The following is a 19124-nucleotide window of genomic DNA, read 5'->3' on the forward strand; positions in this document are numbered from 1 at the left end:
TTTCCCCTCTTTTATTTAATGTGCCAGCATTTCCTGCGCGATTTCATGACCGCTCATTTTTACTGGATAAAAAGTTGGCCAATTCTCTAGCTCAGCAAACAACGCTTTCTGACTTTCACCACCAAAGTAAATATGGAAATGTGCGGCTTTGGCTGGTGCAATTCCGTGATCGCTGAACTGAACATATTTGTAGTTCCCTGCATCCGGATCTTTAGTTTCAAAGGTAAAGCGGACACCACGATTTCCTTTTTCATAGGTTAGGATCTCGGATCCAGCATATTCATACGTATAGTTGTGATGCTTCCCGTCAACGATGAAATCTATTTGATTATCGGTGATCTTGATTTCATCAACATCTGTCTGGTAGCCTGTTTCATAATAGCTCTTATATTCGTCTGCCGTCTTGTCCTTGTTTCGCTTCGCTTTGTAATCAAACACTTGATCCAATGTACCGTCCTTCAATAAAGGATAGACCGATTGCCAATCCCCAGCATAATCGGATAGTTTACGGTCCTTCACCTGTGAATCTTTGAAATAGCCGTTATAAATCGTTTCTTCTTGCTGAGATTCTTCTTCAGGCTTGACTTCTTTTCCTGCAACACTTGTTGTTTTCTTTAAAGCCGCTAAATTTTTTTCCATCACTGACACATAATTTTCACCAGCATCCATTTGCTTTTGAGTTAAGCTCTCTAATGGATTTAGGACCTCCAGTTTTACCTTCGTTTCATCTGCGAGCGTTTTTGCCGCTTTTCCTTGGTGATTGTTCTCGAAATAGATATAGTTGATTTCGTTGTCCTCAACATAGTGCTTCAACTCAGCAATACGTGAAGGATCCGGATTGATTCCTGAGATTCCCACTTGATTCAAGCCATAATCCAAAGCCAAATAACTGAAGGCTGTATGTTGAGTCACGAAATTCTTCTGTTTGGCCGTTTTCAACACATCTGAATATTCTTTATCTAAGGCTTCAAGCTTTGTTACATATTTTTTTGCATTCGCTTCAAATTCGGCTTTTTTATCTGGATACAAGTTGATCAATTGATTTTTGATGGAAGTCACTTCTTGGATTGCTCGATAAAGTGAAAACCAAGTATGTGGATCAAGTTCATGGTGATGTCCGTCCTCATGACTGTGATCATGATCTTCCTCACCGCCAGGCAATAGAAGCATTTCCCTTGTGCCTTCCACGATCCTAGGTTTGTCCTTCTGCCAAGACTTAAGGGCACTTGGTACCCAAGTTTCCATGTTCTCATTATGATAAACAAATGCATCTGCTTCAGTGATTTTCGCCATGTCCTTTGCCGATGGTTCATAATCATGGGGCTCCGAACCTGCAGGCATTAATAAGGTCACATCGCCATCTTCTCCAACAATATTTTTCGTAAAATCATACGCTGGATAAAACGTTGCGACAATTTGCAACTTTTTTTCTTTATCTCCTGTCGCTGCTTGATTACTCTTGCAGGCAGTTAACCCGATAAGTGCTAACAAACTGATCACGATAAATCCTAACTTCTTCATTCCAAACCTCTTTCTATCCGTTACTTTTTATTTTAATCCTCAATTATAAAAAACACGTGGACTCTGTAGATTCTTTCTCGAGCAGTACTATTTTGTCGTATCGTAAGATTCCTTAAAAAGCTTCCTCCATTTCTCAACCTTAAATTTCCTTGATTTCCATTACAATTTACAGGATACAAAGCGTAATCGTTACGATTCAACAACGATACTTCATCATTTGGAAAAAAGCGTGTCAACATAAAATAACATGAAATCCCATTCATGTGAGTGTGCCTTCATTTTTTACTCCATCCACTACGAAAAAAAAAGCGACTAAAATCAGTAGATTTTAGTCGCTTTTTTCTAAGCCAATTGTTCTTTCTCAAACTGACTATTATATAAATCCGCGTAGAAACCTTTTTGTGCCATCAATTCTTCATGGTCGCCTTGCTCGATGATATTTCCTTCATTCATGACCAAGATTAAATCAGCGTTGCGGATCGTTGATAGTCGGTGAGCGATCACAAAAGAGGTCCGGTTATTCATCAACTTATCCATCGCAGCTTGGATCAGTTCCTCTGTTCGTGTATCAACAGAGCTGGTCGCTTCATCCAAAATCAGCATTGGTGCATCCTTGATGATCGCACGGGCAATCGTCATTAATTGTTTTTGACCGACTGATAAGCTGACACTATCATCCAGATAGGTATCATAGCCTTTTGGCAAGGTCCGAATAAAATGATCAATTCCGACTGCTTTACATGCTTCGATAACTGTTTCATCAGAGACATGCTGCTGGTTATAGATCAGATTTTCTTTGATCGTTCCTTCAAACAACCACGTATCCTGCAGCACCATACAAAATTGATCATGAACTTCTTCTCTGGTCATATCTTTGGTAGAAACACCATCAATGACGATTTCTCCATGATTTGTCTCGTAAAATCGCATCAGCAGATTGACGATCGTGGTTTTTCCGGCGCCAGTTGGACCGACAATCGCGATCTTTTGTCCTGCTTTAGCATCCACACTAAAATTATGGATGATCGTCTGATCTTTATTGTAGCCGAAGCTGACATTTTCAAAACGAACATTTCCTTCTGGATTTCTCAGCTTTTGTTTTTTTTCTGACTCATCATCTAATTCTTCTTCTTCAAGAAATTCAAACACACGACTCATTGCAGCTCCTGCCGATTGCAAATTCGAAAAGGCTTGAGCTAACTGAGATAACGGTTGTGAGAATAAACGAATATACACGGTAAAGGCTACAATAACCCCTAATGTTATATCGCCTCTTAAAGCTAAAACAGCCCCAACAACGCAGACAGCGACATAACCAAAGTTTCCAATGAAACCCATCAACGGCTGCATGATTCCCGAGAGAAACTGCGATTTCCAAACACTGCCGTAAAAATCTTGATTGATGTCTGAAAATTCTTTTTTCATATCTTCAGTAGCGCTGTAGGCGTTGATAACTTGTTGACCGGAATATGCTTCTTCAGCAAAGCCGTTGATCTTGGCTAATTTTTCCTGTTGTTGGTTAAAATGAACTTGCGACTTTGCCATGATGACTGCCATGAGGATGAATCCTAATAAAACAGCTACGACTGATGTGATTGTCAGCAACAAATTCGTGCGGAACATCATCACTAGACATCCGATAAACAACGTGATCGAGGGAAACAATGAACTCAAGCTTTGGTTCAACGATTGGCTCACTGTATCCAAGTCATTCGTCACCCGACTCAAAGTATCTCCTTGACTATGGGAATCAAAATAATTCAATGGAACCGCGTTGATTTTTTCCGAAATTTGACGACGCATTTGTTTAGAGAAGCGTTGAGTAACTGTCGCTACGATGAAGCCTTGAAAGTAGGAGAGGATTGCTCCGATTACATATAAAATGACTAGACTTAATCCAATCTGACTGATTCGTGTGAGGTTGATCGAACCACTTAAACCCTCAGTGACCAAATCGGTGATCTCACTTAAGCGATTTGGTCCAACGATCTGAGTAACGCTACCAATCGTGGCAAATATGATCGCTAGAAGCAAGGGCCATTTATATTGATTCAATGCTTTACGTACATTATCTCTTAATGGGTGTTCTTTTGTCTGCGCTTGAACATTTTCTAAGGTATTATCCATGTGCTAATTCCTCCTTTGAAAGCTGTGAATAAGCAATTTCTTGATAAACATCATTTGACTCTAGTAATTCTTCGTGGGTTCCCTGTCCAACGATGTGTCCTTCATCTAAAACAATGATTTGATCGGCATCCATGATGGTGCTGATCCGTTGGGCGACGATCAATTTTGTTGTGCTCGCTAATTTTTCGTTTAAGACTTCCCGTAATTTTTTATCAGTTTTATAGTCTAACGCTGAGAAGGAGTCGTCGAACAAGAGAATCTCTGGCTTGCGGGCAATCACACGGGCAATTGCCAAACGTTGCTTTTGTCCTCCTGAAAAGTTGCTGCCGTTTTGCGCAACGTGACTATTTAGCTTGTCTTCTTTTCCATTTACAAACTCACTAGCTTGTGCGATTGACAAGGCTTCGTCCATTTTTTCCTCATCCAGCGGAGCATTGCTACTGATCCCAAAGTCCAGATTTGATTGGATTGTTCCGCTGAACAATACTGGCTTCTGCGGAATATAGCCAACGATATCATTCAAATTCACGTGGCTATAAGTGTTGATCGGCTGTCCATCAATCGAGATCGTTCCTTCACTGGTTTCATAAAAACGCGGGATCAAATTCAGAATGGTACTTTTCCCGCTCCCAGTCGAACCAATGAAAGCGACTGTATCACCTTGTTCCGCTTTAAAGTTGATATCATGGATTACCGGCTCAGAAGCATCCGGATAACGGAAAGACACATGATCAAATTCCACAGTCCCTTTAATATCTGGTTGAACCTTCTCCCCCTCATCAGGAAATTCAACGGTGGTTTCTTTATTCAGCACTTCGTTGATCCGTTTTGCCGAAACGGTCGCCCGTGGCAGGGTCATAAAGATCATCGACATTAAAACAAAGCTCATCACGACCTGCATTGCATAAGAAGAAAACACGATCATATCACTAAACAGTGTGAGCTTCGTCATGCCTGCTGCCTGTTGAATCATATAAGCACCAATCCAATAAACAGCCAAAGTTAATCCACTGGAAATCAAGCTCATTCCGGGGCTCATAAACGCCATCATGCGCCCTGCGAATAAGTTGGTCGATGTTAACTCTTGGTTCGCCTCTTCGAATTTTTCTTCTTGATAGTCTTCGGCATTATAAGCACGTACCACGCGTAGTCCTGTTAAATTTTCTCGCGTAATACTATTTACTTTGTCCGTCAATTGTTGTACTTTTCGGAATCTTGGCTGCACTAGCGTTAAAATGACCGACAGCATGATTAATAAGATCAATACTGCTACACCGGTCGTCGTTGTCCATTGCCAGTTCTTGCCGGCGATTTTTAAGATTGCCCAAACTGCTGTGATGGGTCCTTTAATCAACAATTGCAATCCCATCGCGACCAATTGTTGAATTTGTGTTAAGTCGTTCGTAGTCCGTGTGGTCAAACTTGGAATCGAAAATTGTTGAATCTCGTGGGTAGAATAGTCCATCACCTTGCCAAACATGTCTTGGCGCAGCCGACAGGTTAAACTTGCAGCGATTTTGGCTGCGAACAAACCGACGATTGATGAAAAGACAAAGCTCATTAGCGATAGTAAGACCATCCAGCCACCTGGTTTTAAGATCTCGCTGAAAGCCGTATTAGGTGTTTGTAACAGTGTCGTGATTTGCGACATATAGTCTGGTACTTTCAAATCCATCCAGACCTGTCCGACGATAAATAGAACACTTACCAGTACCAGCAGCCGTTCTTTCGTATTGGTTCTTTTGATTAGTTGTATCATAGGGGGGCCTCCTTACTCGTTTTAAATAAACAAATGATAGTTCGGTTTTAAATTAGCATGCTAACTATTAAAGGAAATTGAAATCTGATCGTTTGATCGACCAGATTAGAGTTGGATATTCTGTTTGAACTTTTCCATCGTCGCGAAAAATTGTGTCAATTCTTCATCTGAAATTCCTTGTTTCAATTTTTTTTCAATTTCATCGACCTGCTTCTCAATTTTGATCGTTGTTTGAATTGCTTTTTCTGTTACAATCAATTGCTTCAGCCGCCTATCCTTTTGAGATGGAGCAGTCGTTAAAAATCCATTCTTAATCATGCGGTCAACTAGTTTGCTGGCGGTAGGTTTGCGAATAGATAGCCTCTCTTCCAGATCTTTTTGATAGATTTCTTTGTCACGATTGTTTACCAGATACCCTAAAGCAAAGCCTTGAGGCCCTCTAATATGAGCATCAGGGCTCATCTTTTCAACGTACCTAGCAATCAACAGTGATAACTCTCTGACCTCAAAACCAACTGTTTCCGGTTCTTTCATGAGTTTCTCTCCTTAATTAGTTATCATGCTAACTATTTTAAAGTCATTTTCTCTTTTTGTCAACCTCTGTAATTACCATTTGCCGTCTCTTTAAGAAAAGCGTAATAATATCGCTGACCAGAGCACACAGCAGGACCGCACTTGTAGCGATAAATACTTTATTACCAGCGGAAATACCGCTCAGTCTGAACAACAGATATAACAGTAAGGATATCCCCACTAACAGTCCGCCAAATAAACGATTGGAAAATTGCCAGATCCGCTTGCCATATTTCAAGAAAGCAATCCCGCGGAAACCAATCCCGCCCGTATATCCCTGCGCACTAATTAAAAGAACAACTAAGCCTAGCGCCCCAAACATTATCGGTACACTATCTACCCCTGCCTTTTCAATAATTCCCATAATCGGCATGTCCAGCCCCCCTGTTTTCTTCGCAAAGACTTTTTCTCAAATAAATTATAGCCCAAAATACAGTGATTAACGAAACAAAAAATCAAAGATTTCTCGGCCTTTCGTACCTTTATCTATGCGAGAATCAAACGAAACTATTAACATAAAGAAGCACGCTCAAATCTAAGATTTGAGCGTGCTTCTTACATTGTTTTATTCAACGTCAAGCTCTAATTCGGACGAAGCAGACTGCTCTTTACTAAGCCGTCTAATACCGCCAATGTAAAATATCCCTGTTAACAGAGCCGCACTAGCATCAGAAAATGGTGCTGCATGAAGCAACCCATCCATTCCCCAATTACTTGAAAAAAGCAAAATCGCCGGAATCAATAGAATGATTTGACGCGTCAGTGTTAAGAAAATCGCTGAACGGGTCCGACCAGTCGCTTGGAAGAAGTTTGAAGCAACAATTTGAAAACCGATGACTGGTAGAAACAGGAACCATGTCTGCAACGCCTTAGTCCCAAAGGCTAGTAGTTCCGGTTCATTATTGAACATCCGCACCAATTGCTCTGGCATTAATCTAGTTGCTATCCAGCCGATACATACGATTGTGGTCGCAATAATGATCGCATACTTTTGAGTCTCTTTGACTCGGCCAAATTTTTTTGCACCAAAGTTGAAGCTGACGATGGGCTGAGCACCCTGTACTAGTCCCGTGATTGGCATCAATAAGATCGTTTGTATACTATTGACGATCCCCATTCCCGATACAGCGATATCTCCGCCATAGTTCAACAGTGTCATATTCAACACGACGTTCAAGATACTATTCCCAAGCTGTAGCAGAAAGCTTGGTAGACCCAAGGTTGTGATGCGAGCCGCAACCTGTCCCTTGATGCGCATATTTTTAACATGCAGCTGATGATGACTGCGTTTGCTGAGAAAATAAGCCAAGATCCACACCATTGAAATAAACTGCGACAAGATCGTTGCCAACGCCGCGCCTGCCATTCCCATATCAAAGACATAGATAAAGACTGGATCAAGAATGATATTGACTCCTGCCCCCATGAACATCGTGATCATTGCTAGTTTAGGCTGTCCATCCGCCCGCAAAAAATTATTCATCCCGATACTGACGATCTGGAAAACAGCTCCTGAGAAAATGATACGCATGTAACTTATGGCATAAGGTAAAACAGTATCACTAGCGCCAAATACTGATAATAACGGCGACAAAAAAAGATGTCCCATAATCATGAACAGAAGACCACTGATTATCAGCAAAGAAAAAGCATTTCCCATTGCTCGTTCTGCTTCTTCGGTTTTTCCGGCACCCAGCTTCATAGAAAATAGCGTCGCGCCGCCGACACCAAATAAAATACCGATCGACAATAAAATGATCATGATTGGAAACCCAATCGTGATGCCAGCCAAACCATTGGCACCCAATCCAGGAGCATGCCCGATGTAGATTCGATCGACCACGTTATACAACGCATTGACGACCATTCCAATGATTGCCGGAATCGAGAATTGCATTAATAATTTTGAAACCTTTTCTGTTCCTAATGGATTTGCTGCTTCCATTTTTTACCCTCCTTTTAGGTCATGCTGTTCGGTTTTTTCAACCATTTCCTCTAATAATTCGAAAAGCAGATCGCGTTTAGCTTCGTCCATGCCCTCCAGCATGATCTTGTTCCAACCAACAAACTTCTCAACCATTGCTTCCCGCATATCCTGCCCCTTTTGAGTCAGAGAAATTTTATTACAGCGTTTGTCCTTTTCATCCTTTTTCTTCGTAACTAAGCCCTTTTCTAAGAGTGACTGAACCGTTCTTGTCGTCAAAGCCTTGTCTACTTGAAGATACGCACTAATTTCCTCTTGCGTCACTGCATCATGCCGATAAAGATACATTAAGATCGGCTGTTCTGCCGTGGTAATATTTAACGGCTTCATCGCCGCATTTAGATAAATTTGATTTTTACGATATAAAATCGAGATCAAACGTCCGACACTTCGTTTCATAATTTCCTCCAGACTATCCAATAATTAGTTGACTACTCAACTAATTTACCAAACGTTAGTTGATCAGTCAACCATTATTCAAACATTTGTATGATGCTAACGAAAAAGAATTATCGAAGATTATCTCCGCACCAAAAAAAGTGATCAAAGCACCTAGGCCTTGATCACTTTGAATGGTTTGTTATCACGCGTGCTTAGTATTCGAACCTGTTGGTGTCTCGCTACTGTTTGATTTCGCTAAGCACTTGATTGAGCCGCGAATAATCATTGAAGCTGCAAAACCGACTAGTGCTAAAACAGCAAAGATCCGCAAAACATTTGTATAGGAATGGAACATTTCTGTAATCTTACCTAAGAAGATCGGACCGAACATTCCGGCTGCTGCCCACGCAGTTAAAATATAGCCGTGGATCGCACCGACTTCTCTCGAACCAAAAACATCACCGATATAAGCTGGAACGATTGAGAATCCCGCGCCATAGCAAGTCATCAACAGGCAGATCAATACTGCGAACAGCAACGGTGAACTGACCACTGATAAACTCAATAACACAACGATATCGATCACAAAAAGAATCGTAAAGACATTTTTTCGTCCTAAAACATCTGAGATCAACGCCCAAACTAGGCGACCACAACCATTGAAGACACCCATCACACCCACCATTGTGGCTGCCATGCCGGCGGTCATCCCAGTAATTTCTTGGGCCATTGGTGAAGCTTCTGAAACAAGCGAAATTCCGCAAGTAATATTTAAAAATAGCATAAACCATAATAACCAAAATGTTTTGGTCTTAATTGCTTGATTGGCGGTCAATTGTACTCCACGATATTGTACCTGCACTTCTTCTTTTGGATCTGGAGCCTCAAAACCTTGCGGCGTCCAACCGACTGGCGGCTTTTCCAAATAGCGTGAAGCCGTGAACATGACTAAGAAATAAGCAACCCCTAAGATATAGAAGGTTTGAGAGACACCGACCCGCACCATTAGCTGTTGAGCGATCGGTCCAGTGATCATAGAAGCAAAACCAAATCCCATGATGGCAAGTCCAGTAGCCAAGCCCTTTCTATCCGGGAACCACCGAATCATCGTTGATACTGGCGTGACATAACCAGCTCCTAACCCGATTCCGCCGATAATTCCATAAGTCAGATACAACATTGGCAACGAATGACTTGAAACGGCAAAACCAGTCGAAATGATTCCTAACCCGAATAAAATCGACGCGACCGTCCCTGTTTTTCTTGGGCCAAATTTTTCCACAAATTTCCCCATAAACGCTGCTGATGTTCCTAAACAGAAAATCGCTAAACTAAATGCAAAAGAGATTGACGATTTATCCCATCCTGTCAACTCTTTGATCGGTTCTTTGAATACACTCCACGCGTATGCTGAACCGATAGATAGATGAATCGCTACTCCTGATAATGCGATCAGCCATCTATTTTTTTCCCTGCGCATCCTCTTCCCTCCTGATTTCATTGCATTTGTGTGTTTGAGTGCGATAAAAAAGAGATAACACGCGTTATCTTTTTTTGTTCAAAAATTTATTTTATTTAAGCACTCAATAAACACGAGTATACGCTCTCATTTAATTAAATTCAACAAAAATTTTGATATAATCCGATTATCTTGTTTGCTATTAAAAAAAAGAATATTACAGTACGTGTTTATGTGTATCTCACTTATATTTACGTTAGCTAAAACATATTTTCAACCAATAAGAAAGAACACTTATCCTTAGTTAGATAAGTGTCCTAAAGTGTAGCATCTATTTAAGAAAGCTCCTCATTCATTTCCTCTTCGATAATTTTGATCCGTTCTTCAAAGCTGAGTACTTGATGGATCTGATGGAGCATCCACATATAACCAAAAGGATCGATGAAGATCGAGTTCTGAAGCGCATCATCCATCATGCTGGTAACCCCTTGAACTTCTGTACAGCCGTTTTCCAACGCTGCGGCATGCGTCTTTTCAATATCTTCGACCGAAATATTGAACCAAATAGTGTTTGGTTTATCTGGTGTCGGCGCAATCAAACTGTATTCTGGATTCTCATCCAACATATGAAAACGCGTATCATAGAGAGTAAAAACAGCTTCATTGCTGCCTTCTGAATAATTCGTCGCTTCTACTACTTCAATTTCAAATATTTTTTTGTATAACTCCAACGCTTTCAAACTATTCTTTACGACAAAATCGATTTCTGTACCTTTGATCATTTTATTGTCCTCCTTGATTAATTCCAGCTGCTGTTCGATTTTCTTTAACTTTTTTTCTTCTGCAGCAATTGTTTCATAGGATTGTGCCTTCTTTTTCTCCAAAATCTGTTCCAAAAAGTGTGGATCATTCATTCTTTCGAGAGTCTTGTTAATCTCGCTCACCTTAAAACCAGAATCTCGCAATAATAAAATTTGATTGAGTCGTGCGATTTGATCAAGGCTATACAGACGATAACCGCTGATCGGATCGATCGAAGAGGGAGAAAAGATTCCCTGCTCGTCATAATGGCGAAGCATTCGAGGAGATATATTTACAAGCTTGGAAAATTCACCTATTTTGTACATTGTTTACTCCCATCCTTCAGCATTCGAATGATAACCTTATCATATACCTTCACACAGTGTGAAGGTCAACAAAAAACTGCCGAACGGGTTTCGTTTGACAGTCTTTCACTTCAGAATGAATCCCTTCATTCGATCTTAATGATTTTTCTGATGAACAGGAGCGTAAAAAGACATTTTTCCTACACCCGTATATTCTTCTAGATTAAAATTCCCAGCAATTTGAAAGGCTTCGCTTTGGCTCAATTCACCATAACTGCGGCCAATCAATTGATCCAGTTCTACTTGATCCGTATAGCTAAGATCAAAGCGAGCATAAGTACCCGCGGGCAATTCAAACTCTGACGGACGAGTTTCTGTGGTATCTGTATTACCGATCAGATAGCATTGATCGCCGTTAATCACTGCGTTCACAGCCAACAGATCACCTTCGATTTTGGAGGCATATTCTTCTTTTGCCCGCATCTTCTGCTTGCTCATTTCTGCCAAGCCATCTGGGGAATTCGGGGCATTTAGAGTCGTGATCCAGCCGTGAACGGTCAGTGCATCTCTCTCAACAATCTTAAACATGACTAGGTTCCTTCTTTCTTTGACATTTTTATCTATCGTTAAATCTTCTTTTATTAAAGAAAATCAGGGATTCATCCACTACACGCTAAATATATGCCCCCTCACCTAGTCAATGCAATAAAGATGCCTATCAGGTTTAAAAAATGAATCAAGCCTGCCGCCGCAAGTACAAAAAGCACCGTGCATAAAAGAGTGATAAACAACGTAACGAGTAATAGAATACGAATTACTCTTCTGGTCGAAGGATTCATTTCATCCTTCAAGTTTCTAAAATGGATTACGCACACCCAAATCGCAGCGATCGTTATTAACAGCTGAGTTGGAATGATTCCAGCCAAACTTTCGCCATTGACCACTGCCGCAAATCCAACAAATGAAAAAAGCAGTAGCATACCAGCACAAATTACAGAAAACAAACCAACTCGAAGCGACTGCAGCAGCTTTGCTTCTTTCTTCATCTTAGCCATGTACTTCATATCCCCTTTCATCAAATAATCAAGAGATACTTCATAATAATCACTGAGGGCGACCAGCGTCGGAATATCGGGATAATTTTTCTCATTCTCCCAATTCGAAATCGTTTGACGTGTCACCCTGAAAATTTCCGCCGCCTGCTGCTGGGTCAGTCCCCGCGCTTTTCTTTCTTTTTTTAATATCTCAGCAATCATGATGATCTCTCCCTCCTAACTTGATGATAGGACCTCTAACTAAATTATACTAGAAAGCCGTGCTTACATATGATTTTTCTCGCGCAAGCGCTGTTTGACATTGCCTTTATGTGCAACAAACCTATCCTTTTATGCAACAAGCGAAAAAAAGATTCTATCTGTCGCAAATCCTTGCTATGCTAAAGTCACAGAGGGGGGAACTTATGAACATCAACTTTACTTGGATAAAAGAAAAAGCCTTAAACGAAATCGACATCTTAGCGAACCCTGAAAATAAAACGACGCTCAAGCGACTTGAAAAACAGCTGCAACAAGAGCAGGATCTTTTAGCGGTCAATCCTAAAAACAACCGCTCAATCAAATTGCCGCTTGATCAAATCGTTGCTTTTGAAACCATGGGTCATTTAGTAAAAGTCTATTTGCTTAATCAGCAAGAATACATCCTGCAAAAAAGACTCAAAGATTTAACAGGTTTAGAAAACCTAAACTTTTATCGCATCAATAATTCTCAGATTTTGAATCTAAACGCTGTCCAGTCTTTCCAATTAGGAGAGCATGCACGGTTAGAAGTTCATACTAAAACAGGTTCAACTTATGTTGTCAGTCGCCATTATGCCAAAAAAATTAAGGAGAGACTCTCATGTTCAAACAATTAAAAAATAATTTCTTTCAAGCAGCTTTTGGTACCCTCGTTTGGATCACAATCCTTTGCTCAATCACAGATTTATTTTCGCGAATTCCTTTTAGCTACATTTGGAACCTGATTGGAATCAGTGTTTTGATCGGTCTTCTATTTGGGGTTATTTACCCGTACCTGTGGAGCTATTCTACCTTTAAAGCTTCTATGAACATATTTATCTGCACGGTGCTCAACACCCTTTGCGCTTATACAGGTGTGTATCTCTATTCGACTCAGATGTTTGACCTGATCCGCCCATTCTTTATTGCAGTTTTGCTCGCCACGCTAGTTCTGCACATCGTCACTTTCTACTTTTACTCAAAACACGACAATAAGAAAATGGCTGCTACTTTGAATCAATTAAATCATTAAAAATCCCTGGCTCACACGAGTCAGGGATTTACTGATTTATTAGAATGTCACCGTCTTGTCAGCCCACTCCACCATTTCGACACAATCAAACATCGTCGAAATCGGACAAGAAGTCTGGTCTTCCAATTGGCGAGATTTAAGACAGGTTCCGCAGGCCAGTAATTCGCCGCCCTGCTCTTCCAGCTTCTTCATCTCCGCAGGGACGTCATATTGTTCGTCTTCGATGTTTTCAACTTCCACCGCTTCACCCATCAGAAAAAATTTAACTTCATGCTCCTTCTTTAAGGCCGCTACGCCAAAGCGAAAGGCATTCCACGCTTTTTCATGCTCCTTGGTTTCCAAGATAATCGCTAATTTCATTTTACCCGCTCCTTTAGTCATTAAATACTTATCATGCTTAAAGTATAGCGATTTCAGTCATTAAAAACAACGCTTACACTGATAGTCAGACCATTTAAAAAGGTACCCGCATTTTAGCGGATACCTTTTGCTTTGATCAAATTATTCTGTGACACGGGTTACGTCTTCTTGCATTTTTCCTTGCGCAAGGATATCTACTCGAGTTTGTAACTCTTCGTACATTGAAAGTACGGATTGACGTGATTCATTCACTTCTTCAGAAATCTCTTTGGCTTGATCGTTGATGGTTGCTAATTCTTTCTTCGCTTCATCGATGATCCGGTAAGCCTCCATCTTAGATTTTTCTACCATACGGTTGGCCTGTTTCCGTGCGGAGATTAAGACTTCACCAATTTCTTGCTGTGTCGAAATCGCATCATGTTTTAACTGCTCATTTTCTGAGCGAAGCTCTGCGACTTTTTCCCGCAACTCATTGATTTCTTTTTCTTGAACTTCTTTAGCTGCTTGTTCCTCTACCATTTGATCCATCGCTTGATCTTTCTCGACAATCACTTTGTCTAATTGAGAATATTGTTCATCCTTCTCGTTAATCTCTGCGATCAGTTCATTGATCTGAGCTTCTAATTGATGGATTTTTTCTAGGCGTTGAATTTCTTCATCTTTTTGCTGCGCAACCAATGCTTGATGTTCTTCGTGAATCTCTTCCAACTCCTGTTCTACAGTGGCTAAGTGGGCAACGGAATCCTTCAGTCTTTCATTTTCAGCCTGAACTTGTTCCAATTGCTGTTTCAAATTATCTAATTCTTGCGTTTCTTTCAGACGTTGGACCTCTTGCCGAGCTCGTTGAACCTCAGCTTCTAGATCCTGGATCTGACGACGATTTTGGGCTTTTTCTTCTCCCATTCGTAAAACAGATTGACGATAGTTTTCATTTTCTTTCGTCAGCTGTTGGGTTTGAGCTGTCATTTCCTTTTTATATTTCTGTAAAACTTGTTCCTTTTCAAAAATCAAACGTTTCAATTCTTTGATCTCTTCTGCCTGCTTTTCTGGTGACTCTGGAACGGTGTTATCAGAAACCATTTTTAAAGCAGGAGCTGGTTTGGCTTGTGGTTGTGCAGCCGCTGGTGACTGTGCTTGTGTTTGGGCTGTCACTGGTGCTTGACCTTCATTTTCAACTTTCTCTTCTGGAACAGAATTGATCTCATCGATAATGTTCTTGTTGAAAAACCATCCGCTCTTTTTTTGTTGTGCTACCATTTTTTTCCCTTCTTTCCGTTAGTCTTCTTCTTGAATCATTACAAATTTATCTTCTCCATTCTCACGAGAGAAAGTACAACTATAATCTTGTTTCTGCTTCTCCCCATCCCTTACATTTAGCTGGAAGGTAATTTGTGTCAGATTGGATACCCCCTCTGCTTCAGCAGCAAAGGCTTGGATATTTTCTTTGATTTGCTGACGATTGTCTTCACTGGTTAAATCTCCAGCCAAGGCAATATTCAACGTTTGGGTCGGTATATCTAAGACGATCAAGGTCGTCGGTAATCCAAAGTAAGGACTGAGTTTATTTGATAAATCGCTCTCCATCGCATACTGCTTCTCGCGACTATCATCAGAGAATAATTCATCCCAGGTATATTCCTGTAAGCCGACCCCTTCTTGCGGATATTTTTTGACCGGCAGCTTATTGATTAATTTCTTTTGTTCCTTTTTCATCACTTGGATGTCATCTTTTAATGCATTGTTCTGCTCATTGATTGCATATAGCTGATCTTGTACTTGAAATAGACTGTACGTGGTTAAGAGCAATCCTACTGCTAGGCAGAAGGTCACGAATAGTAACGCCAATATATGCTTCGTTTGTTGAATTTGCTTGACATAATCCAACTTTCGCTGAAAAGTCGCCGATGCGTCTCTTGGTGGCTTGATCATCTGCAATCGAACGTTGATAACCATTCGATATAACCACACTAAGAGCACTATAATGATGAGCCCTACGCAAATCCAGTTAATGATTATCACGTGTTTTCCCCTTTTCTTTTAGTCTTCCAATCTAGCGAGATGAATCGCTGGAAAACGGAATTGGACAGTTCCTTCGATTAACTTCCGATGGACAAAACCAAACGTCCGGCTGTCTTTAGAAACGTCTACATGATCACCAATCACAAAGTAAACATCTTCTGGAATTTTGTTTAACGTTTGAAATTCATCCGCCACAGTTGGTGATAAATGGTACATATTCGTTGTTTCAAAATCACCCTGTTCGCCGATATCTAAAACCATTCGATCGTTTCGGACAAACATGCTGTCGCCTGGTAAACCAATCACACGTTTGACAAACATCCCCTCTTCCTTATCAACTGAGAAAGCAATAATATCATAGCGTTGAATTTGAGTTTTTTTCTTAACAAGAACCTGATCCTTCTCGGTCAGCGTCGGAATCATCGACGTGCCCGAAATCGTATGAACACTATACCGCTTTTGTAACTGTCCTCTCATAACAAGCAGCATCGTTACAGATAGAATGATGAGAAGTAGGACGGTTAAGAGTAATGCCCTCCTGTCATTCGGTGGATCCTCTGCGTGTCCGTGTCGCTTATTTGCCATGAGTGATGGCACCCCTTTATTTTGCTTTAATGTAGGTTACTAGATCAGATTTCGCTAAGTTGGCATCAATCACCCGATAGGAAATCACGGTACCGCCATAAACATTGCCCTCTGAGATTAAGATTCCCTCAGGTCGAACCACTTCTACAAAAGCAACGTGACCATAGCGTGGATCTGATCCGGCTGTTCCTGGTGTGAAGGAGACCAACCAGCCAGCCTTGGGTTCACGACTGACCTCATAGCCTAAAGCTTTTCCTTTAGTTCCCCATTCACCGCCGTTGCCCATAAAGTCATCGACGCTCTTGCCTAACTGTTTCACACGATTAAAGGCGTACCAAGTACATTGTCCGACTGGGTACGAACCTGAGGTATTGTAATTGACCCCGTTATAATCCGGGTAACGCATCAATGAGCGATATTCTTCAGGAATCTCGTCTTTTCCCTTGATAAAGACACCCGAAGACTGATCGACTTTTACGCGATCGTATTGCGTCAAGTTGTAGACAGCAATGATCGAATTTAACTTTCTATTATAAGAAGTATCGGTCGCATACTTTCCAGTTAAGGCTTGCGTTGCCCGCAGGTAATTCTTTGCGGTAGAACGCCAAGTATTTTTATAATATCCATCATTGCCGGAAATACCGCCGCGTAATAACTGGACGTAATCTCCGAGTGAAGCAGCATAATTCGGATACTTGCGGAAAGCGGAATTAATGGAGTAAAGATCGCCATTTCCACGATCTTCTTGTGTCGCCATCGAAACAGCTTGTCCTTGATACGTCCCCTTCACTCCGAAAAGATTATAGTTTGGCGGTAATGACAAACCACTGGTTCCAGAACCGCTTTCTAACAGTGCTTGTGCGATCATCACGGAAGCGAAGACATCATATTCTTGTCCCAGTTTGCGTGCATCTTCTGCGATCGTCGAAATAAATTTTTTTGAACCTTCATTTTCAGTGAAATTGATAGAGGCCGGATATTCCGCTAAAATCGTCTGACCATATTCCGTCAATATCACATTCGGCATCGCTTGAACCAACAAGTCTTCATCGATATTCATCGGCTGAAGCACGACTTGTCGTTGTTTTTCCTTTTTATCTGTATCCTTGTCTTCTTTTTCAGTATCGAGCTCTTCAGCTTCATCCTTCGCAGTTTCCGTCGATTCTGCTGAATCATCTACCTCTACATCCTCAACAGTTAGATAGTAGTCTTTGCCAATGTAGACACCAACTATTTCGAGCTGATCATTCTTCTTTTGATACAGGAGACTGCCGACGCTGATTTCCTCATTTACTTTTTCTGGCGTGCCGGTGATCTCTATCGCAAACAAATCGCCGTAAAGCTTGGCAGCTAATTGCTCTACACTAAAATTCTGCTCTTGTTCTATCCCAAGTTTTTTGATTCCATCGTAAATCAAAGCAGCATGAGCCTTGTTTTCAAAGCTGGACAGCAACGGCAGCTCATAGCCCTTCAAATCTGATTGAGCCACTTCTGACGTCTTCAGATCATTTGGCAGCTGCAATGTACTAGTTTCAGAAAATGCATACGGTGTCGCTTGGATAACCGCGTCACTCGTCTGAACTTTCGGTTCACTTGATGCTGGCGGCGTTGGTACATTTTGCCCAGGACTCGGAACCGGAGTTGGCGCAGGCGGATCTGGCGTACTTGGCGGTTCCTGACTAGTACTTGGCGGCGTCACAGAACTACTCGTTGTTCCTGTTGAACCACCAGTATTTGAACTAGTCGTACTTCCCGGCGTGCTACTAGAAGTCGACGTTTCACTTGGCGGTGTAGTCGAACTGGTTGTACTAGATGTTTGGCTCGTTGTACTCTCGCTTGTCGAGCTTTGACTCGATGAGCCGCTGTTAGTCGAACTTTCATTTGTCGAACTCTCACTGGTTGAGCTTTCGCCCTTTGGCTGTTCCGCTGCACTGCTCGACGGTGTTGTTTCCGGTGCTGGCTCCGTTGGCGGTGCACTTTCCGCCGGTGCTTGTTCCGCTGGTGACTCCGTTGCAGCAGGTGCTTCCGTTGCAGGAGCCTCTGGAACTGGCGCCGCAGATGGTTCTGCCGGTGTTTCCGGTACAGGTGCTGGCGCAGGCTCTGGTGCCGCTGGTGCAACAGTCGAACTCTCTGGAACTGTCGTCTCTACGACAGAAGATTCTTGTAGTAAATTATCTGCTTTCAATGCTCCGCTACGCAGACTAGCAGCTCCCCAACAAACTACTGCTACCCCGCAAATTACCATAACAATCTTTTTCATGAACATTTCCCCTTCTTTCTATCCTGAATCAAGCTAAGTATTTGAAACAAATACTAGGGGCAACCAATGAATTGAAAAAAAATCAAGGATGCTGAAAATAATCCGCATCCTTGATTCAATCTTCGATAATGATGCATCCACTTAAATTTTCCAATGAATGCTGATCATCCTCCGCCGCTCATCGCTAATAGCATCTGATAAGTCACAATATTTCACTGACTCGCGGCATTTTGGCTTCTCCTACAAAAAAGGAGAGACGCTAATCAACATGTTCACTGATTGAGTATACCTATCAACCTTCAGCATGCTGTCAGTAATAAAATTACAATGACCGGATCTCTATATGTATTTTTTGTTTTTTTATGAACCTTTATGACCGTTGATATCTGCTATAAAAGAACTTGTTTTTTATACCCCTCGCAGCAACCTCATAAAAATCGAGAAAACACCTTCATTGCGCGCACCATTGGTTACACATATTATTCTACCCGCATTTATAAGGAATGTCTCAGCCATTTTTGAAATATAAAATTTAATTTTTGGATAAAATTAAGAGAATTGGGTAATTGTATCCGTTTCCACAATTGTAGTAGCCTAAATCTAAGTAATTGTGAATTTATTAAGAACATCCTAGAAAGAAAAAATCTTTTTTTGTTTTTTTTATTTATTTTTTGAATAATTAC

General features: G+C 41.2%; 18 protein-coding genes and 1 pseudogene. 2 read left to right on the forward strand and 17 right to left on the reverse strand.

Annotation, left to right across the window (positions count from 1 at the left end; all coding sequences use genetic code 11):
• Positions 1-15: 15 nt before the first annotated feature.
• The 12 genes and pseudogenes from AC4J95_RS09570 to AC4J95_RS09625 form a co-directional block, all read right to left on the reverse strand.
• Positions 16-1521 carry a zinc ABC transporter substrate-binding protein AdcA gene (locus AC4J95_RS09570; protein ID WP_494549687.1) on the reverse strand — a complete coding sequence of 502 codons (1506 nt, stop codon included), beginning with the start codon at positions 1519-1521 and terminating at the stop codon, positions 16-18.
• Positions 1522-1863: 342 nt separating this feature from the next.
• Entirely contained in the window at positions 1864-3648 is a 1785-nt protein-coding gene (locus AC4J95_RS09575) for an ABC transporter ATP-binding protein (RefSeq protein ID WP_494549688.1), read from the reverse strand.
• Positions 3641-5407: an ABC transporter ATP-binding protein gene (locus AC4J95_RS09580; RefSeq protein WP_494549689.1), complete on the reverse strand. Its 1767-nt coding sequence runs from the start codon at positions 5405-5407 to the stop codon at positions 3641-3643. The genes AC4J95_RS09575 and AC4J95_RS09580 overlap by 8 nt, the downstream gene beginning before the upstream one ends.
• 105 nt (positions 5408-5512) lie before the next feature.
• On the reverse strand, positions 5513-5941 hold the full coding sequence (locus AC4J95_RS09585) for a MarR family winged helix-turn-helix transcriptional regulator (protein WP_494549690.1): 429 nt from the start codon (positions 5939-5941) through the stop codon (positions 5513-5515).
• A 43-nt stretch (positions 5942-5984) separates the two neighbouring features.
• Entirely contained in the window at positions 5985-6353 is a 369-nt protein-coding gene (locus AC4J95_RS09590) for a hypothetical protein (RefSeq protein WP_494549691.1), read from the reverse strand.
• 192 nt (positions 6354-6545) lie between these two features.
• Positions 6546-7925 carry an MATE family efflux transporter gene (locus tag AC4J95_RS09595; protein ID WP_494549692.1) on the reverse strand — a complete coding sequence of 460 codons (1380 nt, stop codon included), beginning with the start codon at positions 7923-7925 and terminating at the stop codon, positions 6546-6548.
• Positions 7926-7928: 3 nt separating this feature from the next.
• Complete coding sequence (locus tag AC4J95_RS09600) at positions 7929-8363, reverse strand: MarR family winged helix-turn-helix transcriptional regulator (RefSeq protein ID WP_316403543.1); 435 nt, start codon at positions 8361-8363, stop codon at positions 7929-7931.
• A gap of 184 nt (positions 8364-8547) precedes the next feature.
• Entirely contained in the window at positions 8548-9825 is a 1278-nt protein-coding gene (locus AC4J95_RS09605) for an L-lactate MFS transporter (RefSeq protein WP_494549693.1), read from the reverse strand.
• Positions 9826-10139: 314 nt separating this feature from the next.
• Positions 10140-10586 carry a VOC family protein gene (locus tag AC4J95_RS09610; protein WP_494549745.1) on the reverse strand — a complete coding sequence of 149 codons (447 nt, stop codon included), beginning with the start codon at positions 10584-10586 and terminating at the stop codon, positions 10140-10142.
• A 147-nt stretch (positions 10587-10733) separates the two neighbouring features.
• Positions 10734-10931 (reverse strand): annotated as a pseudogene (locus AC4J95_RS09615) (MerR family transcriptional regulator); the annotation flags it as partial.
• Between the two features lie 135 nt (positions 10932-11066).
• A complete protein-coding gene (locus tag AC4J95_RS09620; protein ID WP_494549694.1) occupies positions 11067-11498 on the reverse strand; it encodes an effector binding domain-containing protein in 432 nt (143 codons plus the stop codon).
• A 101-nt stretch (positions 11499-11599) separates the two neighbouring features.
• Positions 11600-12166: a helix-turn-helix domain-containing protein gene (locus AC4J95_RS09625; RefSeq protein WP_494549695.1), complete on the reverse strand. Its 567-nt coding sequence runs from the start codon at positions 12164-12166 to the stop codon at positions 11600-11602.
• 203 nt (positions 12167-12369) lie between these two features.
• On the opposite strand from AC4J95_RS09625, the gene AC4J95_RS09630 reads away from it, so the two are divergent.
• Together AC4J95_RS09630 and AC4J95_RS09635 are read left to right on the forward strand one after the other, a co-directional pair.
• Entirely contained in the window at positions 12370-12822 is a 453-nt protein-coding gene (locus AC4J95_RS09630; RefSeq protein WP_494549696.1) for a LytTR family DNA-binding domain-containing protein, read from the forward strand.
• Positions 12807-13217, forward strand: a complete 411-nt coding sequence (locus AC4J95_RS09635; RefSeq protein ID WP_494549697.1) for a hypothetical protein — start codon at positions 12807-12809, stop codon at positions 13215-13217. Before AC4J95_RS09630 ends, AC4J95_RS09635 begins: the two co-directional genes overlap by 16 nt.
• A gap of 39 nt (positions 13218-13256) precedes the next feature.
• Here the strand turns inward: AC4J95_RS09635 and AC4J95_RS09640 are convergent, their stop codons facing one another.
• The 5 genes from AC4J95_RS09640 to AC4J95_RS09660 form a co-directional block, all read right to left on the reverse strand.
• Complete coding sequence (locus AC4J95_RS09640) at positions 13257-13577, reverse strand: DsrE/DsrF/TusD sulfur relay family protein (RefSeq protein ID WP_494549698.1); 321 nt, start codon at positions 13575-13577, stop codon at positions 13257-13259.
• A 141-nt stretch (positions 13578-13718) separates the two neighbouring features.
• Positions 13719-14834, reverse strand: a complete 1116-nt coding sequence (locus AC4J95_RS09645) for a hypothetical protein (RefSeq protein WP_494549699.1) — start codon at positions 14832-14834, stop codon at positions 13719-13721.
• 18 nt (positions 14835-14852) lie between these two features.
• The gene (locus AC4J95_RS09650; RefSeq protein WP_494549700.1) at positions 14853-15596 is read right to left on the reverse strand and encodes a hypothetical protein; all 744 of its coding nucleotides are present in this window, start codon (positions 15594-15596) and stop codon (positions 14853-14855) included.
• An 18-nt stretch (positions 15597-15614) separates the two neighbouring features.
• Entirely contained in the window at positions 15615-16181 is a 567-nt protein-coding gene (gene lepB / locus AC4J95_RS09655; protein ID WP_494549701.1) for a signal peptidase I, read from the reverse strand.
• Between the two features lie 16 nt (positions 16182-16197).
• Complete coding sequence (locus AC4J95_RS09660) at positions 16198-18441, reverse strand: glucosaminidase domain-containing protein (RefSeq protein ID WP_494549702.1); 2244 nt, start codon at positions 18439-18441, stop codon at positions 16198-16200.
• Positions 18442-19124 lie beyond the last annotated feature (683 nt).

Source organism: Enterococcus sp. GPZ-007 (genome assembly GCF_059374735.1).